A 17,417-nucleotide genomic window follows, 5' to 3' on the forward strand; every position below is an offset into this window, starting at 1 on the left:
CCTGGATCGGTGTGCGGTCAGCGGTCGTCGCGCCGCCGGTACGCTCGGGGTGCCATGCCGTGGAGCTTGGCGAACTGCCGGGAGAAGTAGAGCGGGTCGGCGTACCCAACCAGGTGCGCGATGACGGAAACCGCCCTGTCGGTAGTGTCGAGGAGTTCGCGGGCGTGTCCCATGCGCACGCGGGTCTGGTACTCGAGTACGGAGAACCCCGTCGCGCGCCGGAAGAGTGTGGCGAAGTGGGACGCAGACAGGCCGGTCATTCCGGCGAGCTCTGCGACGGATGTGCGGCCTACCCAGTTGTCGCGCAGGTGCCTGAGCGCGGTCTCGACGGGGTCTGCCTTGGTGGACCGGGGCGTGCGTCGCTGCGCCCCCAGCAGGGCGAGGGCGTGCCACGCGGCACCCGACGCGGCGAGCAGCGAGGTCTCAGTCTCGTCACGCTCCATCTCATGCAGCACGGTCGCGAGGAGCGAGACGACGCGGGCGGGGTCGTCTAGATGCAGCACATGCCCGCCAGCGGCTGCGCGGACCGCCAACTCCAGGTCGGCGACGGCCCGGCCCGCGACATGCATCCACCAGATGGTCCACGGCTCGTCCCGCTCGGCGGCGTAGTCGTGCGGGGTCTGCGGCGGCAGGACGACGACGTCGCCGGGGCCTAGATCGTGCTTCCCGCTGGGCAGCGTGGCGGTGCCGTGGCCAGCCGTGCACACGATGACGACCAACTGTTCGGTGCCGGCGGGCCGGCGCCGCCGGTGGCGTACTGCGCGGGGGAAGAAGCCGGCGTCGGTGACCAGGAGCTGGCCCATGACCGGGCGGTCCAGGGCGCGGCGGACGAAGGGGCGGGGGAGCACCCGCATGCGTTGTCCGGGAAAGCCGTCGCGCACGGACCCGTCGGGAGTCTGTCCAGTGCTTCCATCGTCGATCATCGTTTCGTCCATGAACGTCGTCGATACACCCCTGTCCGGGGTGTCGCGGGAAGCCTACTGTCCCGACTGTGCTCAACGACGAGTCCTTCCTGGACCTCCCGGACCGACCAGCGTCGCTCGCAGCCGCACCTGTCGCGGCATGGCGGCGGCCGGTGACCATCGACACGTACCTGCCCGACCCGCCGGACCGGTACCCTGCCTACCTGGACCACCGCGTTTACCAGGGCTCGTCGGGACGCATCTACCCCCTGCCGTTCCACGAGCACGTGAGCCCGGCAAAGCGGCCGCACGCGTGGGACGCGATCCACCTGGAGAACGAGTACATCCGGCTCCTCGTGCTCCCGGAGCTCGGCGGCCGGATCCACGCGGGCGTCGACCGGACCAACGGCTACGACTTCTTCTACCGGAACAACGTCATCAAGCCTGCGCTCGTCGGGCTTGCGGGCCCGTGGATCTCTGGCGGTGTTGAGTTCAACTGGCCGCAGCACCACCGCCCCGCCACGTTCCTGCCCACCGACGCGGCGATCGAGTACGAGGAGGACGGCTCGGTCACGGTGTGGTGCTCCGACCATGACCCCTTCGCCCGCATGAAGGGCATGCACGGGGTGCGGCTGCGCCCAGGGTCGAACGTGGTCGAGGTCCGCGTGCGCCTCTTCAACCGTACCGAGGACGTGCAGACCTTCATGTGGTGGGCCAACGTTGCTGTAGCCACCGACGGCGACTATGAGTCGTTCTTTCCTACCGACGTCCGCATGGTCGCCGACCACGCCAAGCGGGCGGTGACCGCGTTCCCCCGCGCGGATCGTCCATACTACGGCGTGGACTATCCGGCACTCGCGGACGCTGAGCACCCGGACGCCGACCGAATCGACCGCTACCGGAACATCCCCGTGCCGACGTCGTACATGGCCCTGGGGACGTCGGACGACTTCTTCGGCGGGTATGACCACAGCCGGTCTGCGGGCCTCGTGCACTGGGCGGACCACCAGATCGCTCCCGGCAAGAAGCAGTGGACGTGGGGCGACGCACCGTTCGGCCACGCGTGGGATGCCAACCTCACGGACACCGACGGGCCCTACGTCGAGCTCATGGCCGGCGTGTACACGGACAACCAGCCAGACTTCTCCTACCTCGCCCCCGGGGAGACCAAGACCTTCAGCCAGTATTGGTACCCCCTGCGGGACACGGGCCCGGTGCAGCAGGCGACGGTCGACGCCGCCGTCGCGCTCGACATCGCACCAGGGCGCGACGGGACGCACGTACGCATCGCGGTCGCCCTGACCCGCGACCGGGGTGTGGTCGACGTCGAGTTTCGCGGCCCCGAGGGGACCGGTGCCGTGTGGACTGTTGGCGGCGGCCCGGCCCAGCCGATCGTCATCGAGCACGACGTGCCCGCGACCCTCGCTCCGCAGGATGTCACCGTCGTCGTGCGCGACGGCGCGGCGGAGCTCGTGCGGTGGACGCCGCGACCAGTGCCCGACGACGTGCCGGACGCCGAGCCCGCCACTGAGCCGCCCGCACCGGAGGACATCGCGAGCGTCGAGGAGCTCTACCTCACCGGCCTGCATCTGGAGCAGTACCGGCATGCCACACGGGACCCGGAGCCGTACTGGCTCGCGGCTCTCGCTCGTGACCCGCAGGACGTGCGGACCAACGTCGCGCTCGCAACCCGCCGATACCGGGCCGCGCGGTACGGCGAGGCGGAGCAGCTGCTGCGCACGGCCGTCGGGCGCCTGACCCGGCGCAACCCGAACCCTTACGACGGCGAGGCGTACTACCGCCTCGGGCAGGTGCTTGCCCGCCAGGGGCGGACGAGCGACGCGGACGAGGCGTACGGCAAGGCCGCGTGGAACGCCGCGTGGGTGGTTCCCGCCCGACTGGCGCAGGCGCGGCTGGCAGCCGCGCGCGGCGATGACGCGGTCGCTCTCGCACACGCGGAGTCCGTGCTCGCCCGTGACAACCAGCACCTGCAGGCCCGCGACCTGATGGCGCTGCTGCTGGCGAGGACGGGGAGAGCTGACGCCGCCGCGGCCCTGCTCGCGGCGACCGTGGCCCTCGACCCGCTGGACTGGTGGGCGCGCAGTCTCCGCGGGGAGCAGGTTGGTGCGGACGCTCCGACGGTGCTCGACGTGGCGCTCGAGCACATCGCCGCGGGGGACGACGAGGCCGGCCTCGACCTGCTTGCACGAGCGGCGTCGCAGCCTCGCGTGCCGGGCCAGGTGGGCGTCGCCCCGCTGGCGCACTACCACCGCGCGGACGTGCTGGCCCGGGTGGGCCGGACCGACGAGGCCGCGGTCGCGCTCCGTGCGGCGCACGACGCTGACCCGACGCACTGCCTCCCGTCGCGCCTGGACGACGTCGACATGCTGGAGCGCACGGTCGCCTCACACCCGGACGATGCGCGTGCTTGGGCGCTGCTCGGGCACTGGCGGTACGCGGCACGCCGGCACGCGGACGCGGTCGCTGCGTGGCAGCGCGCAGACGCGCTCGACGGTACGGATCCCGTTGTAGTGCGCAACCTCGCAGTGGCCGCCGTGAACGTGGCCGACGACCCGGACCTCGGCGCGCGCCTCTACGCTCGGGCCCGGACGCTCGCGCCCGACGATGCGCGGCTGCTCTACGAGCAGGACCAGCTCTCGCGGCGTGCAGCCGTGCCCGCCGCCCAGCGGCTCGCAGCACTGCGGGAACGACCGGACCTCGTGCGGCAGCGTGACGACCTGTCCGTCCAGCTCGCCGTGCTGCTCACGGCCGAGGGTGAGGCCGAGGCCGCGCGCGACCTGCTCGCGGGCCGCCGGTTCCAGCCTTGGGAGGGTGGCGAGGGGCAGGTGCTCGCCGCCTGGGACGACGCCCAGCTCGCGCTGGCGCGCGACGCCCTGGTACGGGGCGACGCCGCGGCCGCCGTGGCGGCGGTCGACGCTGCACTGGCACCGCCCTCGTCGCTCGGCGAGGCCCGACACCCGCTGGCCAATGCGGCGCATCTGCTGCTCGCTTCGGGCGACGCCCGGGCGGCTGCTGGCGACCACGCTGGTGCGACTGCTGCGTGGCAGGCTGCGGCGTCCCGGGCCGGTGACTTCCAGGAAATGGCCGCAACCCCTTTCTCCGAGGCGACGTACTCCTCCGTGCTCGCTGCGCGGCGACTCGCAGCTGCCGACGGCTCGTACCGCGAGGTGATTGAGCGGCTCGTGCGCGGCCTCGACGAACACGTCGACCTGCTGGCCGCGTTGCCCGCCACGGTCGACTACTTCGCGACGTCGCTGCCGACCATGCTGCTTTTCACGGACGACGTCCAGGGGCGGCGCGACACCACGGTGTTGCTGCTGCGCGCCCAGCTGGCAGCGCTGCGCGACGATGATGCCGCGGCGTTGGACCTCGTGGCGCAGGTGCTGCGCCACGACCCCACGAACTCCACCGGTCTCGACCTGCTGCGGCAGGTGGGGGTGCCATCCTCCGCCCTCCGGACGGAGCACGCGCTGGAAGGGGGAGAGGTCGTCCTGCACTGACAACTACCGGCGGACGTCGACGTCCACCGGCCCACTCTCGGCCGCCGGCCGGGACTGCCCTGCACGAAGAGAGACATCGATGACACCAATGAAGTGGTCACGCGCCCGTCGCACCGCGGTGGGATTCCTGGGGGCGGCAGCCTTCGCGTTCTCGCTCGCCGCGTGCGACTCGGGCCAGGCGCCCGCGTCCGCCGACGCGCCGGCCGAGGTCGGCTCGGGTGAGACCGAGATCGTCTACCTGCAGAAGCAGGGCGACCAGCAGTACTTCGTCGACCAGGCCGATGGCGCGAAGAAGAAGGCGGCCGAGCTCGGCGTCAAGGTGACCGTCGTCAACCTCGGCACCGACTCCAACAAGGCGATCAGCGAGCTGGACGCGGCCATCGCGCGCAACGTGTCCGGCATCATCATGGTCGCCCCCGATCAGGCGATCGGGCCGCAGGTGATCGACAAGGCGAAGGCCGCGGGCATCCCGTTCCTCGCCTCCGACGACGGACTCGTGGACGCGGACGGCGACGCCGCCCCGTTCGTCGGGTTCAACGGCACGCAGATGGGCGACTCGGTGGGCACCAAGGCCGCCGAACTCTACAACGACGCTGCCTGGACCGCTGCAGACACCAAGATCCTCGCCGTGGGCAAGCAGGACCTCTCGGTGTGCGTCCAGCGGATCGACGGCGCGAACGCGGCGTTCGAGAAGGGCGCGGCTGATGCACCCGAGGTCATCACCATCGGCACGGACAACTCCGTGACGGACGCCCTCAACAAGGCGGGCGCCGTGATCACGGCCAACCAGTCCGTCAAGAACTGGGTTGTCTACGGCTGCAATGACGAGTCCGAGACGGGTGCCGTCACGGCCCTTCAGAACGCGGGCGTCGCGCCGGCGAACATCCTCGGCGTCGGCCTCGGCGCCTACCTGACCTGCAAGGACTGGGCTGCGAGCCAGGACACCGGCAACAAGGCCGCCCTGTACATCTCGGGCGTCGACGTCGGCTCGGCCGCGATCGAGGAGATGGCCGCCGCGATCAAGAACGGGGCTGACCTGCCCGCCGAGACGATCGCCGACACCCACATGGTCGACGCGTCCAACTTCGAGGCGGAGGGCGTCGTCTGCACGTGATGCCGTTCGGCCCGGCCACTGCGGTGGCCGGGCCGGTACCGCACCGTCCGAGCAGACACCCCGTTCGCCCAGCGGCAGGGAGTGAGCATGAGCACCACCACCGACGCCACCGCAACGCTGCGGGGCATCTCAAAATCCTTCAGCGGGGTCCGCGCGCTCGTCGACGTCGACCTCGACCTCCCCGCGGGCAAGGTCACCGCGCTCATGGGTGAGAACGGGGCCGGCAAGTCCACGCTCCTGAAGATCCTTACGGGCGACTACCGGCCCGACGCCGGGAGGGTTACCGTCAGCGGCGAGCCGGTGACCTTCACCACGCCGACCGACGCGCGGGCAGCCGGTGTGCGCGTCATCGTGCAGGAGCCCGAGATCGTGCCGCACGTGTCGGTCGCCGAGAACCTCTATCTCGGTGCCCTCCCCGCGCGCCGCGGCGTCGTCTCGCAGCGTGCGCTGCAAGCGCGCGCTCGCCAGGATCTGGCCCGGTTCGGGTTCGATGGGCTCTTGGACCCGGCGGCCCGCGGCGTCGACCTGTCTCCCGCCGAACGTCAGATCGTCGAGATCGTGCGGTGCCTTATCGACGAACCCAAGGTCGTGTGCTTCGACGAACCCACCTCGTCACTGTCCGGCGCCGAAACCGCGGTGTTGTTCGCGCTGATCGCGAAGTTGCGGGATGCCGGGCGCGCCGTGGGCTACGTCTCGCACCGCATGCGCGAGATCTTCGAAGTCGCCGACCGCGTCACCGTCCTGCGAGATGGCCACGTGATCGGCACCCGTGACGTTGTGGAGACCAACGAGGCGGAGATCGTCCGCATGATGGTGGGCCGTGACCTGTCGTCCATGTTCGAACGCAGCCGGCGCTCGCCGGGCGAGGTCGCACTCCAACTCGATCACGTCACGACCGACGACGTCACCGACGTGTCCCTAGAGGTGCGGCGCGGCGAGATCGTCGCCCTCGCCGGTCTGGTCGGCGCCGGGCGCACGGAGCTCGCGCTCGCGATCTGCGGTGATCGCCCCGTCACGGGCGGCACACTCACGGTCGGCGGCACGGTGCGCCGCTTCCGGTCGCCGCAGGACGCGATCGGCGTTGGCGTCGCGCTAGCGCCCGAGGAACGCAAGGCGGACGCGCTCGTCATGGTCCGCAGCGTCAAGGACAACATCGCGCTCGCCGCCCTGCCGGGGATGACGCGGTTGGGCTTCGTGAGCGATCGGAGGGAGAAGGCGCTCGCGGCCCGGTACATCGAACAGCTGCGGATCCGGACGCCGTCCTCCGCGCAGGTGGTGCAGAACCTCTCCGGCGGCAACCAGCAGAAGGTGGTCCTCGCCCGCTGGTTGGCGAAGGAGCCGGAAGTCCTCATCCTCGACGAGCCCACGCGCGGCGTCGATGTCGGCGCGAAGGCGGAGATCTACGCGATCATCGACGACCTCGCGAGCCGGGGTGTCGCCGTGCTGGTCATCTCGTCCGAACTGCCGGAGGTGCTCGGCCTCGCCGACCGCATCGTCGTCATGCAGGACGGTCGCGTCACCGGCGAGCTCGACCGTTCGGACGCCACCGAGGAAGCCATCCTCACCCTCGCCATCGCCGATCACATCTCCGAAGGAGCGCCGTCGTGAGCACGACTGCCGTCCGCACCAGCACCACCTCGCCGGAGCCCACCCGCGTCTCGACGCTGCGCCGCGGCCTCCGCGCCATCGGCGCCCAGAACCTGAGCCTCGTCGCCGCGATCGTCGCGGTGATGCTCTTCATCGGCTCACAGAACTCGGCGTTCTACCTGACGTCGAACCTCAAGACGATCGGCATGGCCGTCACGATCTCCGGTCTGCTCGCCATCGTCCAGACCGTGGTCATCGTCATGGGCGGGATCGACCTCTCGGTGGGTTCCGTCGCAGGGCTCGCATCGGTGTCATCCGCCATGCTGTTCACCCACTTCGGGGCCGGCGTGAGCATCCTGGGCGCCTTGGCTATCGGGGCCGTTTGCGGCGTCGTCAGCGGCTGCATCGTGGTGTTCGGGCGCGTCACGCCAATGATCGCCACGCTCGCAGGGCTCATCGCCTTCAAGGGTGTCGCGCAACTCATCTCCGACGGCCGCGCTCAGGGCTACACGGGCGCCGACAACGTGTACATCTTCCTCGCCCGCGGCTCGATGATCGGTATCCCCACCCTGGTGTGGGTGCTCGCTGTGGTCGCGATGGCCGTGCATGTGCTCCTCCGGTACACGCGGGTGGGGCGCAACATCTACGCCGTGGGCGGCAACGACACGGCCGCCCGCCTCTCCGGCGTCAACATCAACCGGTACATCATCGGCGTCTTCGTCCTGGCCGGGGCCGTCGCGGCCCTGGCCGGGGTGCTCATCACCGCCCGCACAGGCTCGGGTCAGCCGATCTCCGGATCCGAAGGGCTGGAGTTCCAGTCGATCACGGCCGCAGCCCTCGGTGGGGTAGCGCTGCGCGGCGGCAAGGGCACCATCGGGGGAACAATCCTTGCGGTTGTCCTCCTGGGCGTGCTCCTCAACGGGATGTCGCTTCTGGGCGTCAATCCGTTCTGGCAGAACGTCGCTCAGGGGAGCTTGCTCATCGCGGCCGTAGTGATCCAGCAGCTGCGCAACGGTGAGCGTCGGGTCGGGCTGCCCAAGTGATCGAACCGCTCCAGCGGCTCGGGGAGCCGCAGGTCGAGTCGCCGCTGCGGACGGTCGGCCTGCGCGGCGCGTGCGGGTGGACGGCGGAGGTCGACCTGTGGGGCGGCGGGCTGCGCTCGCTGCGCCGCCGCGGCGTACCCCTCGTGGAGGAGTACGAGGTGACTGCGGGCGCGCGCCCGCCGCACTGCTCGGGGTCGGTCCTCTTCCCGTGGCCCAACCGTGTGCGCGACGGGCTCTGGGTCCACCGTGGCCACCAGCTGGCTCTCGAACTCACGGAACCTAAGCGGTCCACCGCCAACCACGGCCTGGTTCTTGACGACGTGTTCGGCGTCGTCCGCCACGGGGTGGGCGACGTCGAGCTGGTCACTGACGTGCGCCACCGCCCCGGCTACCCGTTCACCCTGCGGCTCGCGACCAGGTACACCCTCTCTCCCGCGGGCTTGCGCGTGGAGCACCTCATCGAGAACCTCGGGGACGACACAGCACCGGTCGCGATCGGCGCGCACCCGTACGTGCGGGTTGGGGACGTGCCGACGAGTTCACTCTCGGTCCGGGTTGATGCCGAGGCGGCCTTGCGGGTCGATGGCCGGCTTCTCCCCGTGGGGTGGGACGTGCTCGATGGGCGACCGGTGCTCCCCTCCCCGCTGGGTGGTGCCGATGTCAACGCCTGCCTGCGCTTGCGTCCCGCACACGCGCAGGGGGCGAGGCACCACGTGGCCGCCCCGGACGGGCGTCAGGTGGTCGTCTGGACGGACCCGGATCTCGCGTACGTGCATGTGTACGTGTGCCCCGACCTGCCCTCCGACGGCGGACCCCGCCGTGCGCTCGCCATCGAGCCGATGAGTGCTCCGCCCGACGCGCTGCGGTCAGGCGAGGGTCTACACCGGCTGGAGCCCGGCGCGACCTGGACCGTGGCTTGGGGGATCTCGGTCGGCTGACGCTGGAATGCGGTAAGCCCCGCCAGGTGAGCGCCGCAGAACGGAGGATCACGGGTGCGCGGGCCGCTACGGCCTGGAGCATGGTGGCGCGCGCCTCCTCGCGCATGTCCAGGTGCATTCGTCCGGCCGGGGAACTGCGCTCACCACATCGCGGAGGAGGGATGTGAAGGCTCCAGATGAGTCACCAATCTCACCAGACTGGGCCCACCTGGTTCCGCGATGCCCCGTCAGCAGCGCGCTCATCGGCGGCATCCACCCGTGTCCTCCGGCCTGCTGGCGGGCGGGACGCGGCAAGGACGGATCCGCGGTGTGCCGGTTGGAACGTTCGCTCGCCCCCTGTGGTGCTGGGGTCGAGTACGCGAGGGTCCGTGGAGGACCGACTTCCTGACCTGTTACGACGGCTCGAGATCTACCGACTTCAGGCAGAGGCGGCCGAAGCGGCGGCAAAGCGGCGTGCGGCGGAGGAGCGACGGGAGTGGGAGGCGGCGATGGCCGTCGCCAGGTCCCGCTACGACGAGCACTCGCGGTGGGAGCACTTCGTCACGGCGTCGGACACGTGGATCGAGCACCGCGAGCGGCGAGCGTTCCTAGCCGAAGCGCGGCACGCGGCGTCGCAGTGCGACGACGAGACACGCCTCGCCGTGCTTACGCAACTCGACCTGGCGGCGCGTCTGCTCGACGAGCGGGACCCGTTTCTGAGACCGGAACTCTTGATTCCGGAGGTCCGAGCCCCCAAAGCCGACGAGCTGATTCCGTTCCTGGATGGCTGGGAGCCGTGGGGCCCAACTCGACGATGGAACTGGAAGGCCCGGTAGCGATGCTTGGTCGGACCTGGGTCACGCCGCAAAATGGGTGGCAGGGTGGTGCGGGCGCTGGGTGTCCGTCAGCGTTTGGTGGGGGATCAAGACGCTGATCACTTAGGCATCAGATACTCGCGGCCTACGCCGTTCTCAGTCGGTACCACTGAGTACGCTGCTGAGGACGTTCACGCAGGTAGACCATTCTGGTCGGCCCAACTCGACTCGCGTCGGAACCTCCCGAAAGTGCCACGAGGTACTCAAGGGGTCGCAGGTTCAAATCCTGTCAGCCCGACAGGCGGGAAGGCCGGAATCTCAACGATTCCGGCCTTCTTCACTTCCCGGCTTGACGTCGCGGTGCACACAGAGGTAGGCCATTCACCCCGCTCCTACGCCCGCCCCCACGGGTTAGCGGCCACGAGGTGGGACGGCGTCCAGGCGGTGGGTTCTGCGGCCGAATCGCTGTCCAGACGTGCGGCCGGCTCAGGCCTGCCGGGCCTCCTTCAGTGAGCCGGCGGGCGCCGCCGGTGCGGCGGCGGCAGCGGTTCGGCGTTCCACCACGGCGAGGAGCACCGCCGGGAGGGCGGCCGCGGCGCCGATGCCGAGCGTCCACCAGAAGGCCACGCCAAACCCGTTCGCTTGGTCGGCCGGCAAGTGGGCGGACTGGAGTTGCCGCTGGAGCACGACGGCGAGAATCGCGGCAGCGAGCGAGCCGCCGATGCGCTGGCCCACGTTGAGTTGCACGGTGGCGTCTGGGATCTTCATCGGTGACACCGCGCGGAAGGCCGCCGTGACCGCCGGGACCGCGCACGTGCCGATGCCAAAGCCGCGGACCACCATGGCGACGCCGATCCACCAGTACGACGTCGTGTCACCGATCAGGACGAACGGCACGGTCCCGACGATGCTGATCAGGCCGCCGACCAGCGCGACCGGGCCGCTGCCGAACTTGTCCACGAAGCGGGCCACCCGCAACAGAGCCACCGCGATGCCGACGCCCTGCGGGATCAGCAGCAGACCCGTGGCGACCGCGTCCTCGCCGCGAACGGTCTGGAAGTAGAGCGGCATGAGGATGACGGCGCCCAGGCTCAGCGCGCCCATGAAGAAGTTGGTGAGCGAGGCGGCGCTGTAGGTCTGGTCCTTGAACAGCCGGAGGTCCAGGAGTGGCTTGGCGCGGCGTAGCGAGACGACGATGAAGGAGGCGAGGAGCAGGGCGCCTGAGACGAGTGGGACGAGCACCTTGGCGGAGGTGGCGTGGCCGGAGTTGCCGATCTCGGAGAGCCCGAAGGTCAGACCGACGCTCGCCGCGACGATGGTGACCAGGCCGGGGACGTCGAGTTTGCCCGGGTGGGTGATCGTGTCGCCCGGCAGCAGCCGGACGGCCAGCAGCACGGTGATCATGCCGATCGGGATGTTCACCAGGAAGATGGACTCCCAGCCGACGTGCTGTAGGAGCAGACCGCCCAGTGTGGGGCCGATCACCGGGGCCATGATGACCGGGATGCCGCTCACGCTCACGACCCTGGCCATCAGCCGGGGTCCGGCGGCGCGGACCAAGATCGCCTGGCTGACGGGGACGGCGATGCCGCCGATGCCCTGCAGTGCGCGGAAGGCGATCAGTTGCTCGACGGAGGTGGCCAGGGCGCAGGCCAGCGACGCAAGCGTGAACACGGCGATTGCGGCGATGAAGACCCGTTTGGCGCCCCATCGCGCGCCAAACCAGCCGCTGATGGGGATGACTGCGGTCATCGCCAGGAGGTAGGCGGTGACCAGCCACTGGATGGTGGACAGCGAGGTGTCCCACTCCTTCGTGAGCGTCTGGAGCGCGACGTTGACGACGGTGGAGTCGAGGAAGACCATGAACGCGCCGAGTGTGGTCACCGCGATCACCTTGCGGAGCGCGGGGGAGAACGGCTCCCTTCCGGCGTCCGGTGCGCTCGGAGGGCTGGTGGTGGTCTCCGCTGACATGGTCAATCTCCCTCAAGTGCGGACGTGGGCGGAACAAGGGGGCTCTGTACACTGGGAGCAGTGCTCCGAAAAAACGAAGCGGTGCTCCGATTACTGTACGGAGCGGTGCTCCAGATCTCAAGCAAGCGAGGCGCCATGAGTGGACGAGACGGCGCGGTCGCCGGACCGGACGGGACAGCGGGACCGCCTGAGGGTGCGGCACGGACCGAGGCTGGCGGCGGTATGCGCGTCGACGCCCGCCGCAACCGCGACAACCTTGTCGCGGTGGCCCGCACCGTCATGGCCGAGGAGGGGCTGGACGCCTCCCTGCGTGACGTTGCGCGCCGCGCCGGCGTCGGCATCGCCACGCTCTATCGCCATTTCCCCACGCGGGACGCGCTGGTGCAGGCGGTGCTCAGCGACCGGCTCAACGCGCTCGCCGACGCCGCCGACGAGTCGCTGGCCGCTCCCTCTCCGGGTGAGGCGCTGGCCGGGTGGCTGCATCGGTTCGCCGCGGGCTCGGGCGCCTTCCACGGACTGCCCGGCTCGGTGCTGGCGGCACTTCACGACAGCCGGTCCGAGCTGCACGGCTCCTGCGTGGCGATGAACGAGTCCGCTTCCCGCCTCTTGCAGCGCGCCCAGGAGGCGGGCGAGGTACGGCCGGACGTCGACGCAGAGGACCTCTTCACCGCCGCCGCGGCGATCGGCTGGGCAGCGCAGTACTCCGCGACCGAGCGCGCCGAGCGCATCCTGACGCTGCTTACAAATGGAATGCGCGCCGAGGCGCCAGAAACGGTAGGCCGCCGGGCGTAACAGCCCGGTCCGACTGTGAGGCGGACACCACCCTCACACCAGTGTCCCGGCCCAGGACCGGGTTCAGTCGCGTCCAGCAGGGGAGCCGTGTCGCCGCCGCGGGGCGCTGCGTCGTCACGAGAAGGCGGCGCTCTCGCTCGCCGACGTCGCCCCGCGAGGAGGCGGCATCCTGGTCAATGTCCTGCGCTCCCAGATCGGGATGGGCGAGGGCAGGTCGTCGCGGCCCAGGCGCGACACCGGCACGCTGCGACCCTCGCACAGCGCCACATCCGACCGGCCGACGCCATGGCGACGACGTCGTCGCGAGACCTGGGCGTGGCTGGCTATCGGCGCAGCGCTGTGAGCGCGAGCGTGCCCGCGACGGCGGAGACGCGGCCCTGCGCCCGGCGATCCTCGGAGCGTTCACCGATGGCCCCGAGGATGGAGCCGGCAGTCCCGGCGTGGCGCAGTGATGCCCGGTCGACCGGCGAGCCGTCCGGCATCCGGTAGCCGATCTCGCCGAGATGCGCGCCGATCGCGGCCCACGGCAGCTGCTTGCCCATGCTTGTCGCGGCGTAGGCGAGGACGAGGAGGTTGGCGTCATCGGCAAAGGTGCGTCCGTCGCCAGGCTGCAGCGTCGAAGCCAGGTGCGCGAGCAGCGCCCGCGGCCGGCCTCGCGCGGCGGCTCCGGCCCGCGTGGGGAGCAGGTGGCCCCTGTACTTCCTCAGGAGCCCCAGAGGCCTGGTCATCAGGTCGCGGAACTCGGCCACGGGCCACGTCAGGTCCTCGCGGTTCGCCTTGCCGATCCAGCCGGCCATGGTCGGCAGGAGTGTGGCGAGGGCTTCGACGTCGGCGGGCTTGAGGTACCCGGCCGCGGTGAGCGGGATGCCGCCGTCCGATGCCCGGTCCAGCAACCACAGGTGCGGGAGCAGGGCGGCGGCGAGCTCGTCGTCCGACGGCGTCTCGGGCGGATCCGGCAGCGCCGCCAGGTCGGCGGCGAGCGTCACGGTCGGGTCGTCGTACGCAAGCATGGCGAGCATGTTGATGAGGCGGCGCGGGTACGCGCGCCGACGCAGCTCGTAGAGCGGCCCCGCCAGGGCTGTGTTCACGGATGCGATGTCAAAGTGGGCCGGGTCGTCGAGTACCTCGGCGAGCTCCTCGGCGGTGCGGATCGAGCCCGAGTCGTCGGGCGGGGCCGTGCGGCGGCCGTCGACGCAGCGGGCCACGGCGTGGCCGTCGTCGGTGAGCGGTATGACCTGTTCGAGACGGAGGGTGAGGTCCCAGTTGTCGCCGTAGTCGTAGAGGTAGGCGAGGGCGTCGCCGGGTGCGGCGAGCGCCTCGTCGAGCCGGATCTGCTCTTCGGGGAAGCGGGCGCCGTCGTCGTCCTCGAGGTTCTCGAGGTCACCCTCTTCGACGTCGTACGGGCACAGGTACCGCTCGGCGGCGTGGTCGTACGTCTCCGCGGAGAGCCAGAACGAGTGCAGGTGCGAGTCCGTCCATCCGAACGCGTCCTGGAGGACGTCATGGACGACGTCGAGGGTCAGGTCGGAGCGCAGGTCCAGGCGACGCCAGATGGGCGGCTTCGCCCGGTTGAGATCGACGCGCACCCGCAGGACGACGACGTCGTCGCGGCGCGGGTGCCGAGAGCGCGGGGGAGTCGTGGGGCGGTGTCGTCGGACGGGCCCGACGGCGAACGTGTCGAGGACGGCGCCGATGCCGACCTGGGCGACGAGGTCCTCCAGTGTGGCGCGGAACTCGTCCTCGTTCGTCGTCATTCCCCACCTCGCTGTGTGATGGCCCGGCATGCTTGATCGAGACCGCGCCGCAGGCTTATGGCGTCCTGGAGTGGTCGCAGACAGCGTACGCAACGCCGCGGTGGAGCAGCTCGGGACAATCCGCAGCGACGGGCTCCGCGTTGCCGTCGTGCGGGTCGAACGAAGTGGGGCGGCTGGGGAGACAGGGGCGTGGTGGAACCGGTCGAGGTGTCTCGGGTCCGGACCGGGATCGCGCCGACCAGGCCTTTCGCCGCAGCCGCAGCCGCGGTCCGACTCCCGCCCCGCCACCCTGGACCACCGCGACCCCGCCGTGGGAGCGTCCGACCACGATGGGCATCCGTGACGAGCGCTCCGCCATGCTGGTGGGCGGGGTGCGCCGTGAGGCCGAGGCAGCCTGGGACGCGGGCCACGACCTGCACGCTCCGGTGCTGCCGTACCCGCCGAGCGGCCGCGCGATCCCCGGTGGGGGCGGCGACGTGGCGGCGATGGCTGAGGCGGTCCTGGCGGTCGGGTGGCGACTGCACACGTGGACGGTGGTCGCTGACGGGCGCGGGCGCATGAAGGCCGCGCCGCTGTTCGTCCGGCCTGGCGTCGAGGCCCGCTGACAGGCCAAACGCTCGAACCGTCTCCGGCCGGGCCCGGGCTGAGATCGGCCGTCTCGGTGACACCTCGAGCGACCCACGAGAGCTCGGCCGTCACGGGCGCCGCCCGGTGAAGCGCCGACCCCACGCCGTCGGTGTGATCGACGTGGCCGTCACCGTCGGCGTAGGAGCCCGCAGGAGGAGCGCGGCCACGCCCAGCAGCCACAGGCACCACACCACGTAGCCCGCGAAGTTGCTCAGGCTGGCTGCCTCGACCAGCGGGATCACGACTCCGGTGGCGATGAGAGCCGCCGCCGCGACGCCGATCACGGCCATCCAGCGCGGCAGGATCGTGCGGCCCAGGGCGACCACCACCAGCACGGTGAACGTCGCGGTCAAGGCGTAGCCGAAGGTCTCGCCGATGAGTCTGCCCAGCAGGTTGTGCAGCAACTCGAAACGCGCTTCGGCGTCGGCGCGCCGCGTGGGGTCGAGAGCCTCCTGGCTGACACCGGGGACGACGGTGGCCCAGCGCAGCAGCCCAATCACCTGGACGGCCGCTGCGGCGATGCCGACGCGAGCGATCCAGGCTCCGAGGGTCCCCCCGACCAGACGTCCCAGGAACACCCCGGCCGGAGCCATCAGGGCGGCGCTGAGGGCCAAGACGAGGAACCAGGTGACAACGGCGCCCTGGCGCTCGCGGAACAGGGCGAGGATCTGCGATGTCGGCTCCTCCAGGATCTGCGGGTACTGGAAGATCGAGCCGAGGACCGTGAACCCGGCGATGGCGAGCACGGACGCCAGGGCCAGCGCGGCGGCGGCGAGACGGGCGGCGCTGCGGTGGGTGACGGGTTCTTGGGTGATGGTCTGGGCGCCCATGTGCGGCCTCCGAGTCGTGATGCGCGGTGTCTGGCGTGGAGGTACGGGGTGACGGGTCACGCGATGGCGGGAGCGGACGCGGTGGCGCCGTACCAGGCGAGGGTGGCGTCGAGCGCCTCGTCGAGCGGGGTGGCGCTGACGCCGAACGCGGTGCGGAACTTGGAGTCGTCGACGACCCACGGGTCGGTGAACTGGTAGAGGGTGTGCAGGTACTCCCGCATCGCCGGCCTCACGAGGCCGAGGGCGCGCAGTGTGGCTCGACTCGCGGCAAGGATGCGTGGCCGGTGGCCGCCCGCCGTATAGAGGCGCTCGATGATCTCGCGGGTCGTGTGCGCCGGGGCCACGGGCAGATGCCAGATCTGTCCCGTGGCTCCCGCTGCGGTGCCCAAGACCAGGAGTGCCGCTGCGACGTCGGGGGTGTAGGAGTAGCTGTGCGGTTGGTCGGGATCTCCCAGGACCTGCGCTCGCCGACCGCTCAGGGCGTTCGCGAAGACAGTCTCGCCGAGGGCGCTGCGGCGTGCGCCCGGCCCGAAGTAGTCGGAGGCGCGGCCGATGGCGACCGCGACGCGCCCGGAGGCGTGGGCTCGCAAGAGGTCCTCGGTCATCGCCGCTCGGGTGGCCGACTTCCTCGACGTCGGCTTCGCGGCCATTGTCTCGACCAGCGGGCGGCCGTCCGGCGGTCCGTAGGAGTAGAGGTTGTCGAGGACGACGAGCCGGGCGTCGGCGTGGGTCGCTCCCGCGAGGACTGCGCGTTGCAGGGGCGGGAACTCCTCGTCCCAGCGCCGATAGTCCGGCGCGTTGAGGCAGAAGTAGACGGCGTCGGCTCCGAGGCAGACGCGGCTCGTGAAGGCCGGGTCGGTCGCGTCGCCCCCGACAACCTCGGCGCCAGGCAACGGACCACGTCCGTTGCGGCTCACCGCGACGACGTCGTGCCCGTCTGCGAGGAGGCGCTCGACGAGCGGTCGGCCGACCTGGCCGGCGCCGAAGACGACGTGGCGGCTCATGACGTGCGCTCCTCGGCGCCGCGACGGACGCCCAGGACCAGGGGCAGGACCGTGGTCAGGACGACGACGACGAGGGCGCCGGAGGCCCCGAAGACCGTGAACTGTCGGTCGACGTCGATCCCGGCGGACGTCGTGACCGCCCAGCCGATGGCGTAGGCGCCGCCGAGGTAGGGCGGCCAGAGGAGGGCCCGGGCGCCGAGACGCGGGACGAGGACGACCGCTTGGACGATGCCGGTCAGCGTGCCGGCTACCGCGCCCTGGACGACCAGCGAGCCGAGGTCGGTCCGGTAGTCGACCAGGGCGGCGCCCGCGGCCACACCGACCATCAGGCCGACCGCGGTGGCGAGGACCCACGCCCACGGATGAGGCCTCGCCCTCCCCAGGGCCCAGACCTGAATGGCGCCGAGGATGGCGCCTGTGAGCAGGCCGCCGGCGAGTGCGGGAGCGGGGCCGTCGACACGCCCGGTGAGCAGGAGGGCGGCATAGCCGCCCAGCGGGTAGCCGGCGAACGACACCATCCAACGTCCGATGGCTCGTCCT

The 17,417-nt window shown here is 70.9% G+C and carries 14 protein-coding genes; 8 read left to right on the forward strand and 6 right to left on the reverse strand.

Annotated features, from left to right (window positions below; translation table 11 throughout):
* Positions 1-17: 17 nt before the first annotated feature.
* Complete coding sequence (locus EV386_RS05120) at positions 18-854, reverse strand: helix-turn-helix transcriptional regulator (protein WP_242607839.1); 837 nt, start codon at positions 852-854, stop codon at positions 18-20.
* A gap of 137 nt (positions 855-991) precedes the next feature.
* On the opposite strand from EV386_RS05120, the gene EV386_RS05125 reads away from it, so the two are divergent.
* The 6 genes from EV386_RS05125 (at position 992) to EV386_RS05150 (ending at position 9,920) form a co-directional block, all read left to right on the forward strand.
* A complete protein-coding gene (locus tag EV386_RS05125) occupies positions 992-4,423 on the forward strand; it encodes a DUF5107 domain-containing protein (RefSeq protein WP_130412926.1) in 3,432 nt (1,143 codons plus the stop codon).
* An 88-nt stretch (positions 4,424-4,511) separates the two neighbouring features.
* On the forward strand, positions 4,512-5,537 hold the full coding sequence (locus tag EV386_RS05130; protein WP_130416776.1) for a substrate-binding domain-containing protein: 1,026 nt from the start codon (positions 4,512-4,514) through the stop codon (positions 5,535-5,537).
* An 87-nt stretch (positions 5,538-5,624) separates the two neighbouring features.
* Positions 5,625-7,145, forward strand: coding sequence for a sugar ABC transporter ATP-binding protein (locus EV386_RS05135; protein WP_130412928.1), 1,521 nt, complete (start codon positions 5,625-5,627; stop codon positions 7,143-7,145).
* Positions 7,142-8,167, forward strand: a complete 1,026-nt coding sequence (locus EV386_RS05140) for an ABC transporter permease (protein WP_207216472.1) — start codon at positions 7,142-7,144, stop codon at positions 8,165-8,167. Before EV386_RS05135 ends, EV386_RS05140 begins: the two co-directional genes overlap by 4 nt.
* Positions 8,164-9,105: an aldose epimerase family protein gene (locus tag EV386_RS05145; RefSeq protein WP_130412930.1), complete on the forward strand. Its 942-nt coding sequence runs from the start codon at positions 8,164-8,166 to the stop codon at positions 9,103-9,105. The genes EV386_RS05140 and EV386_RS05145 overlap by 4 nt, the downstream gene beginning before the upstream one ends.
* Positions 9,106-9,473: 368 nt before the next feature.
* Complete coding sequence (locus EV386_RS05150) at positions 9,474-9,920, forward strand: hypothetical protein (RefSeq protein WP_130412932.1); 447 nt, start codon at positions 9,474-9,476, stop codon at positions 9,918-9,920.
* 465 nt (positions 9,921-10,385) lie between these two features.
* Here EV386_RS05150 and EV386_RS05155 read toward each other — a convergent pair whose 3' ends face one another.
* Positions 10,386-11,870: an MDR family MFS transporter gene (locus tag EV386_RS05155; protein WP_130412934.1), complete on the reverse strand. Its 1,485-nt coding sequence runs from the start codon at positions 11,868-11,870 to the stop codon at positions 10,386-10,388.
* A 135-nt stretch (positions 11,871-12,005) separates the two neighbouring features.
* Here EV386_RS05155 and EV386_RS05160 point away from each other — a divergent pair, with 135 nt between their 5' ends.
* Positions 12,006-12,662, forward strand: a complete 657-nt coding sequence (locus tag EV386_RS05160) for a TetR/AcrR family transcriptional regulator (protein WP_207216473.1) — start codon at positions 12,006-12,008, stop codon at positions 12,660-12,662.
* A 323-nt stretch (positions 12,663-12,985) separates the two neighbouring features.
* Here EV386_RS05160 and EV386_RS05165 read toward each other — a convergent pair whose 3' ends face one another.
* Positions 12,986-14,416 carry a plasmid pRiA4b ORF-3 family protein gene (locus EV386_RS05165; RefSeq protein ID WP_165399851.1) on the reverse strand — a complete coding sequence of 477 codons (1,431 nt, stop codon included), beginning with the start codon at positions 14,414-14,416 and terminating at the stop codon, positions 12,986-12,988.
* A gap of 329 nt (positions 14,417-14,745) precedes the next feature.
* On the opposite strand from EV386_RS05165, the gene EV386_RS05170 reads away from it, so the two are divergent.
* Positions 14,746-15,021, forward strand: coding sequence for a hypothetical protein (locus tag EV386_RS05170; protein WP_130412938.1), 276 nt, complete (start codon positions 14,746-14,748; stop codon positions 15,019-15,021).
* A gap of 90 nt (positions 15,022-15,111) precedes the next feature.
* Here the strand turns inward: EV386_RS05170 and EV386_RS05175 are convergent, their stop codons facing one another.
* The 3 genes from EV386_RS05175 to EV386_RS05185 are packed head-to-tail and all read right to left on the reverse strand — an operon-like array spanning position 15,112 to position 17,395.
* Entirely contained in the window at positions 15,112-15,873 is a 762-nt protein-coding gene (locus EV386_RS05175; protein ID WP_130412940.1) for a DUF4386 family protein, read from the reverse strand.
* 56 nt (positions 15,874-15,929) lie between these two features.
* A complete protein-coding gene (locus EV386_RS05180; protein ID WP_130412942.1) occupies positions 15,930-16,877 on the reverse strand; it encodes an NAD-dependent epimerase/dehydratase family protein in 948 nt (315 codons plus the stop codon).
* Positions 16,874-17,395 carry a hypothetical protein gene (locus EV386_RS05185; protein WP_207216474.1) on the reverse strand — a complete coding sequence of 174 codons (522 nt, stop codon included), beginning with the start codon at positions 17,393-17,395 and terminating at the stop codon, positions 16,874-16,876. Before EV386_RS05185 ends, EV386_RS05180 begins: the two co-directional genes overlap by 4 nt.
* Between the last annotated feature and the right edge of the window lie 22 nt (positions 17,396-17,417).

Origin of the sequence: Xylanimonas ulmi (assembly GCF_004216535.1) — a bacterium.
GTDB lineage: Bacteria > Actinomycetota > Actinomycetes > Actinomycetales > Cellulomonadaceae > Xylanimonas > Xylanimonas ulmi.

Bases quoted from the DNA above. Each gene is read 5' to 3' on its own strand.
- EV386_RS05120 (WP_242607839.1), bottom strand. From the start codon at position 854: ATGCGGGTGCTCCCCCGCCCCTTCGTCCGCCGCGCCCTGGACCGCCCG.
- EV386_RS05130 (WP_130416776.1), top strand. From the start codon at position 4,512: ATGAAGTGGTCACGCGCCCGTCGCACCGCGGTGGGATTCCTGGGGGCG.
- EV386_RS05135 (WP_130412928.1), top strand. From the start codon at position 5,625: ATGAGCACCACCACCGACGCCACCGCAACGCTGCGGGGCATCTCAAAA.
- EV386_RS05155 (WP_130412934.1), bottom strand. From the start codon at position 11,870: ATGTCAGCGGAGACCACCACCAGCCCTCCGAGCGCACCGGACGCCGGA.
- EV386_RS05160 (WP_207216473.1), top strand. From the start codon at position 12,006: ATGAGTGGACGAGACGGCGCGGTCGCCGGACCGGACGGGACAGCGGGA.
- EV386_RS05165 (WP_165399851.1), bottom strand. From the start codon at position 14,416: ATGACGACGAACGAGGACGAGTTCCGCGCCACACTGGAGGACCTCGTC.
- EV386_RS05170 (WP_130412938.1), top strand. From the start codon at position 14,746: ATGGGCATCCGTGACGAGCGCTCCGCCATGCTGGTGGGCGGGGTGCGC.
- EV386_RS05175 (WP_130412940.1), bottom strand. From the start codon at position 15,873: ATGGGCGCCCAGACCATCACCCAAGAACCCGTCACCCACCGCAGCGCC.
- EV386_RS05180 (WP_130412942.1), bottom strand. From the start codon at position 16,877: ATGAGCCGCCACGTCGTCTTCGGCGCCGGCCAGGTCGGCCGACCGCTC.
- EV386_RS05185 (WP_207216474.1), bottom strand. From the start codon at position 17,395: ATGGTGTCGTTCGCCGGCTACCCGCTGGGCGGCTATGCCGCCCTCCTG.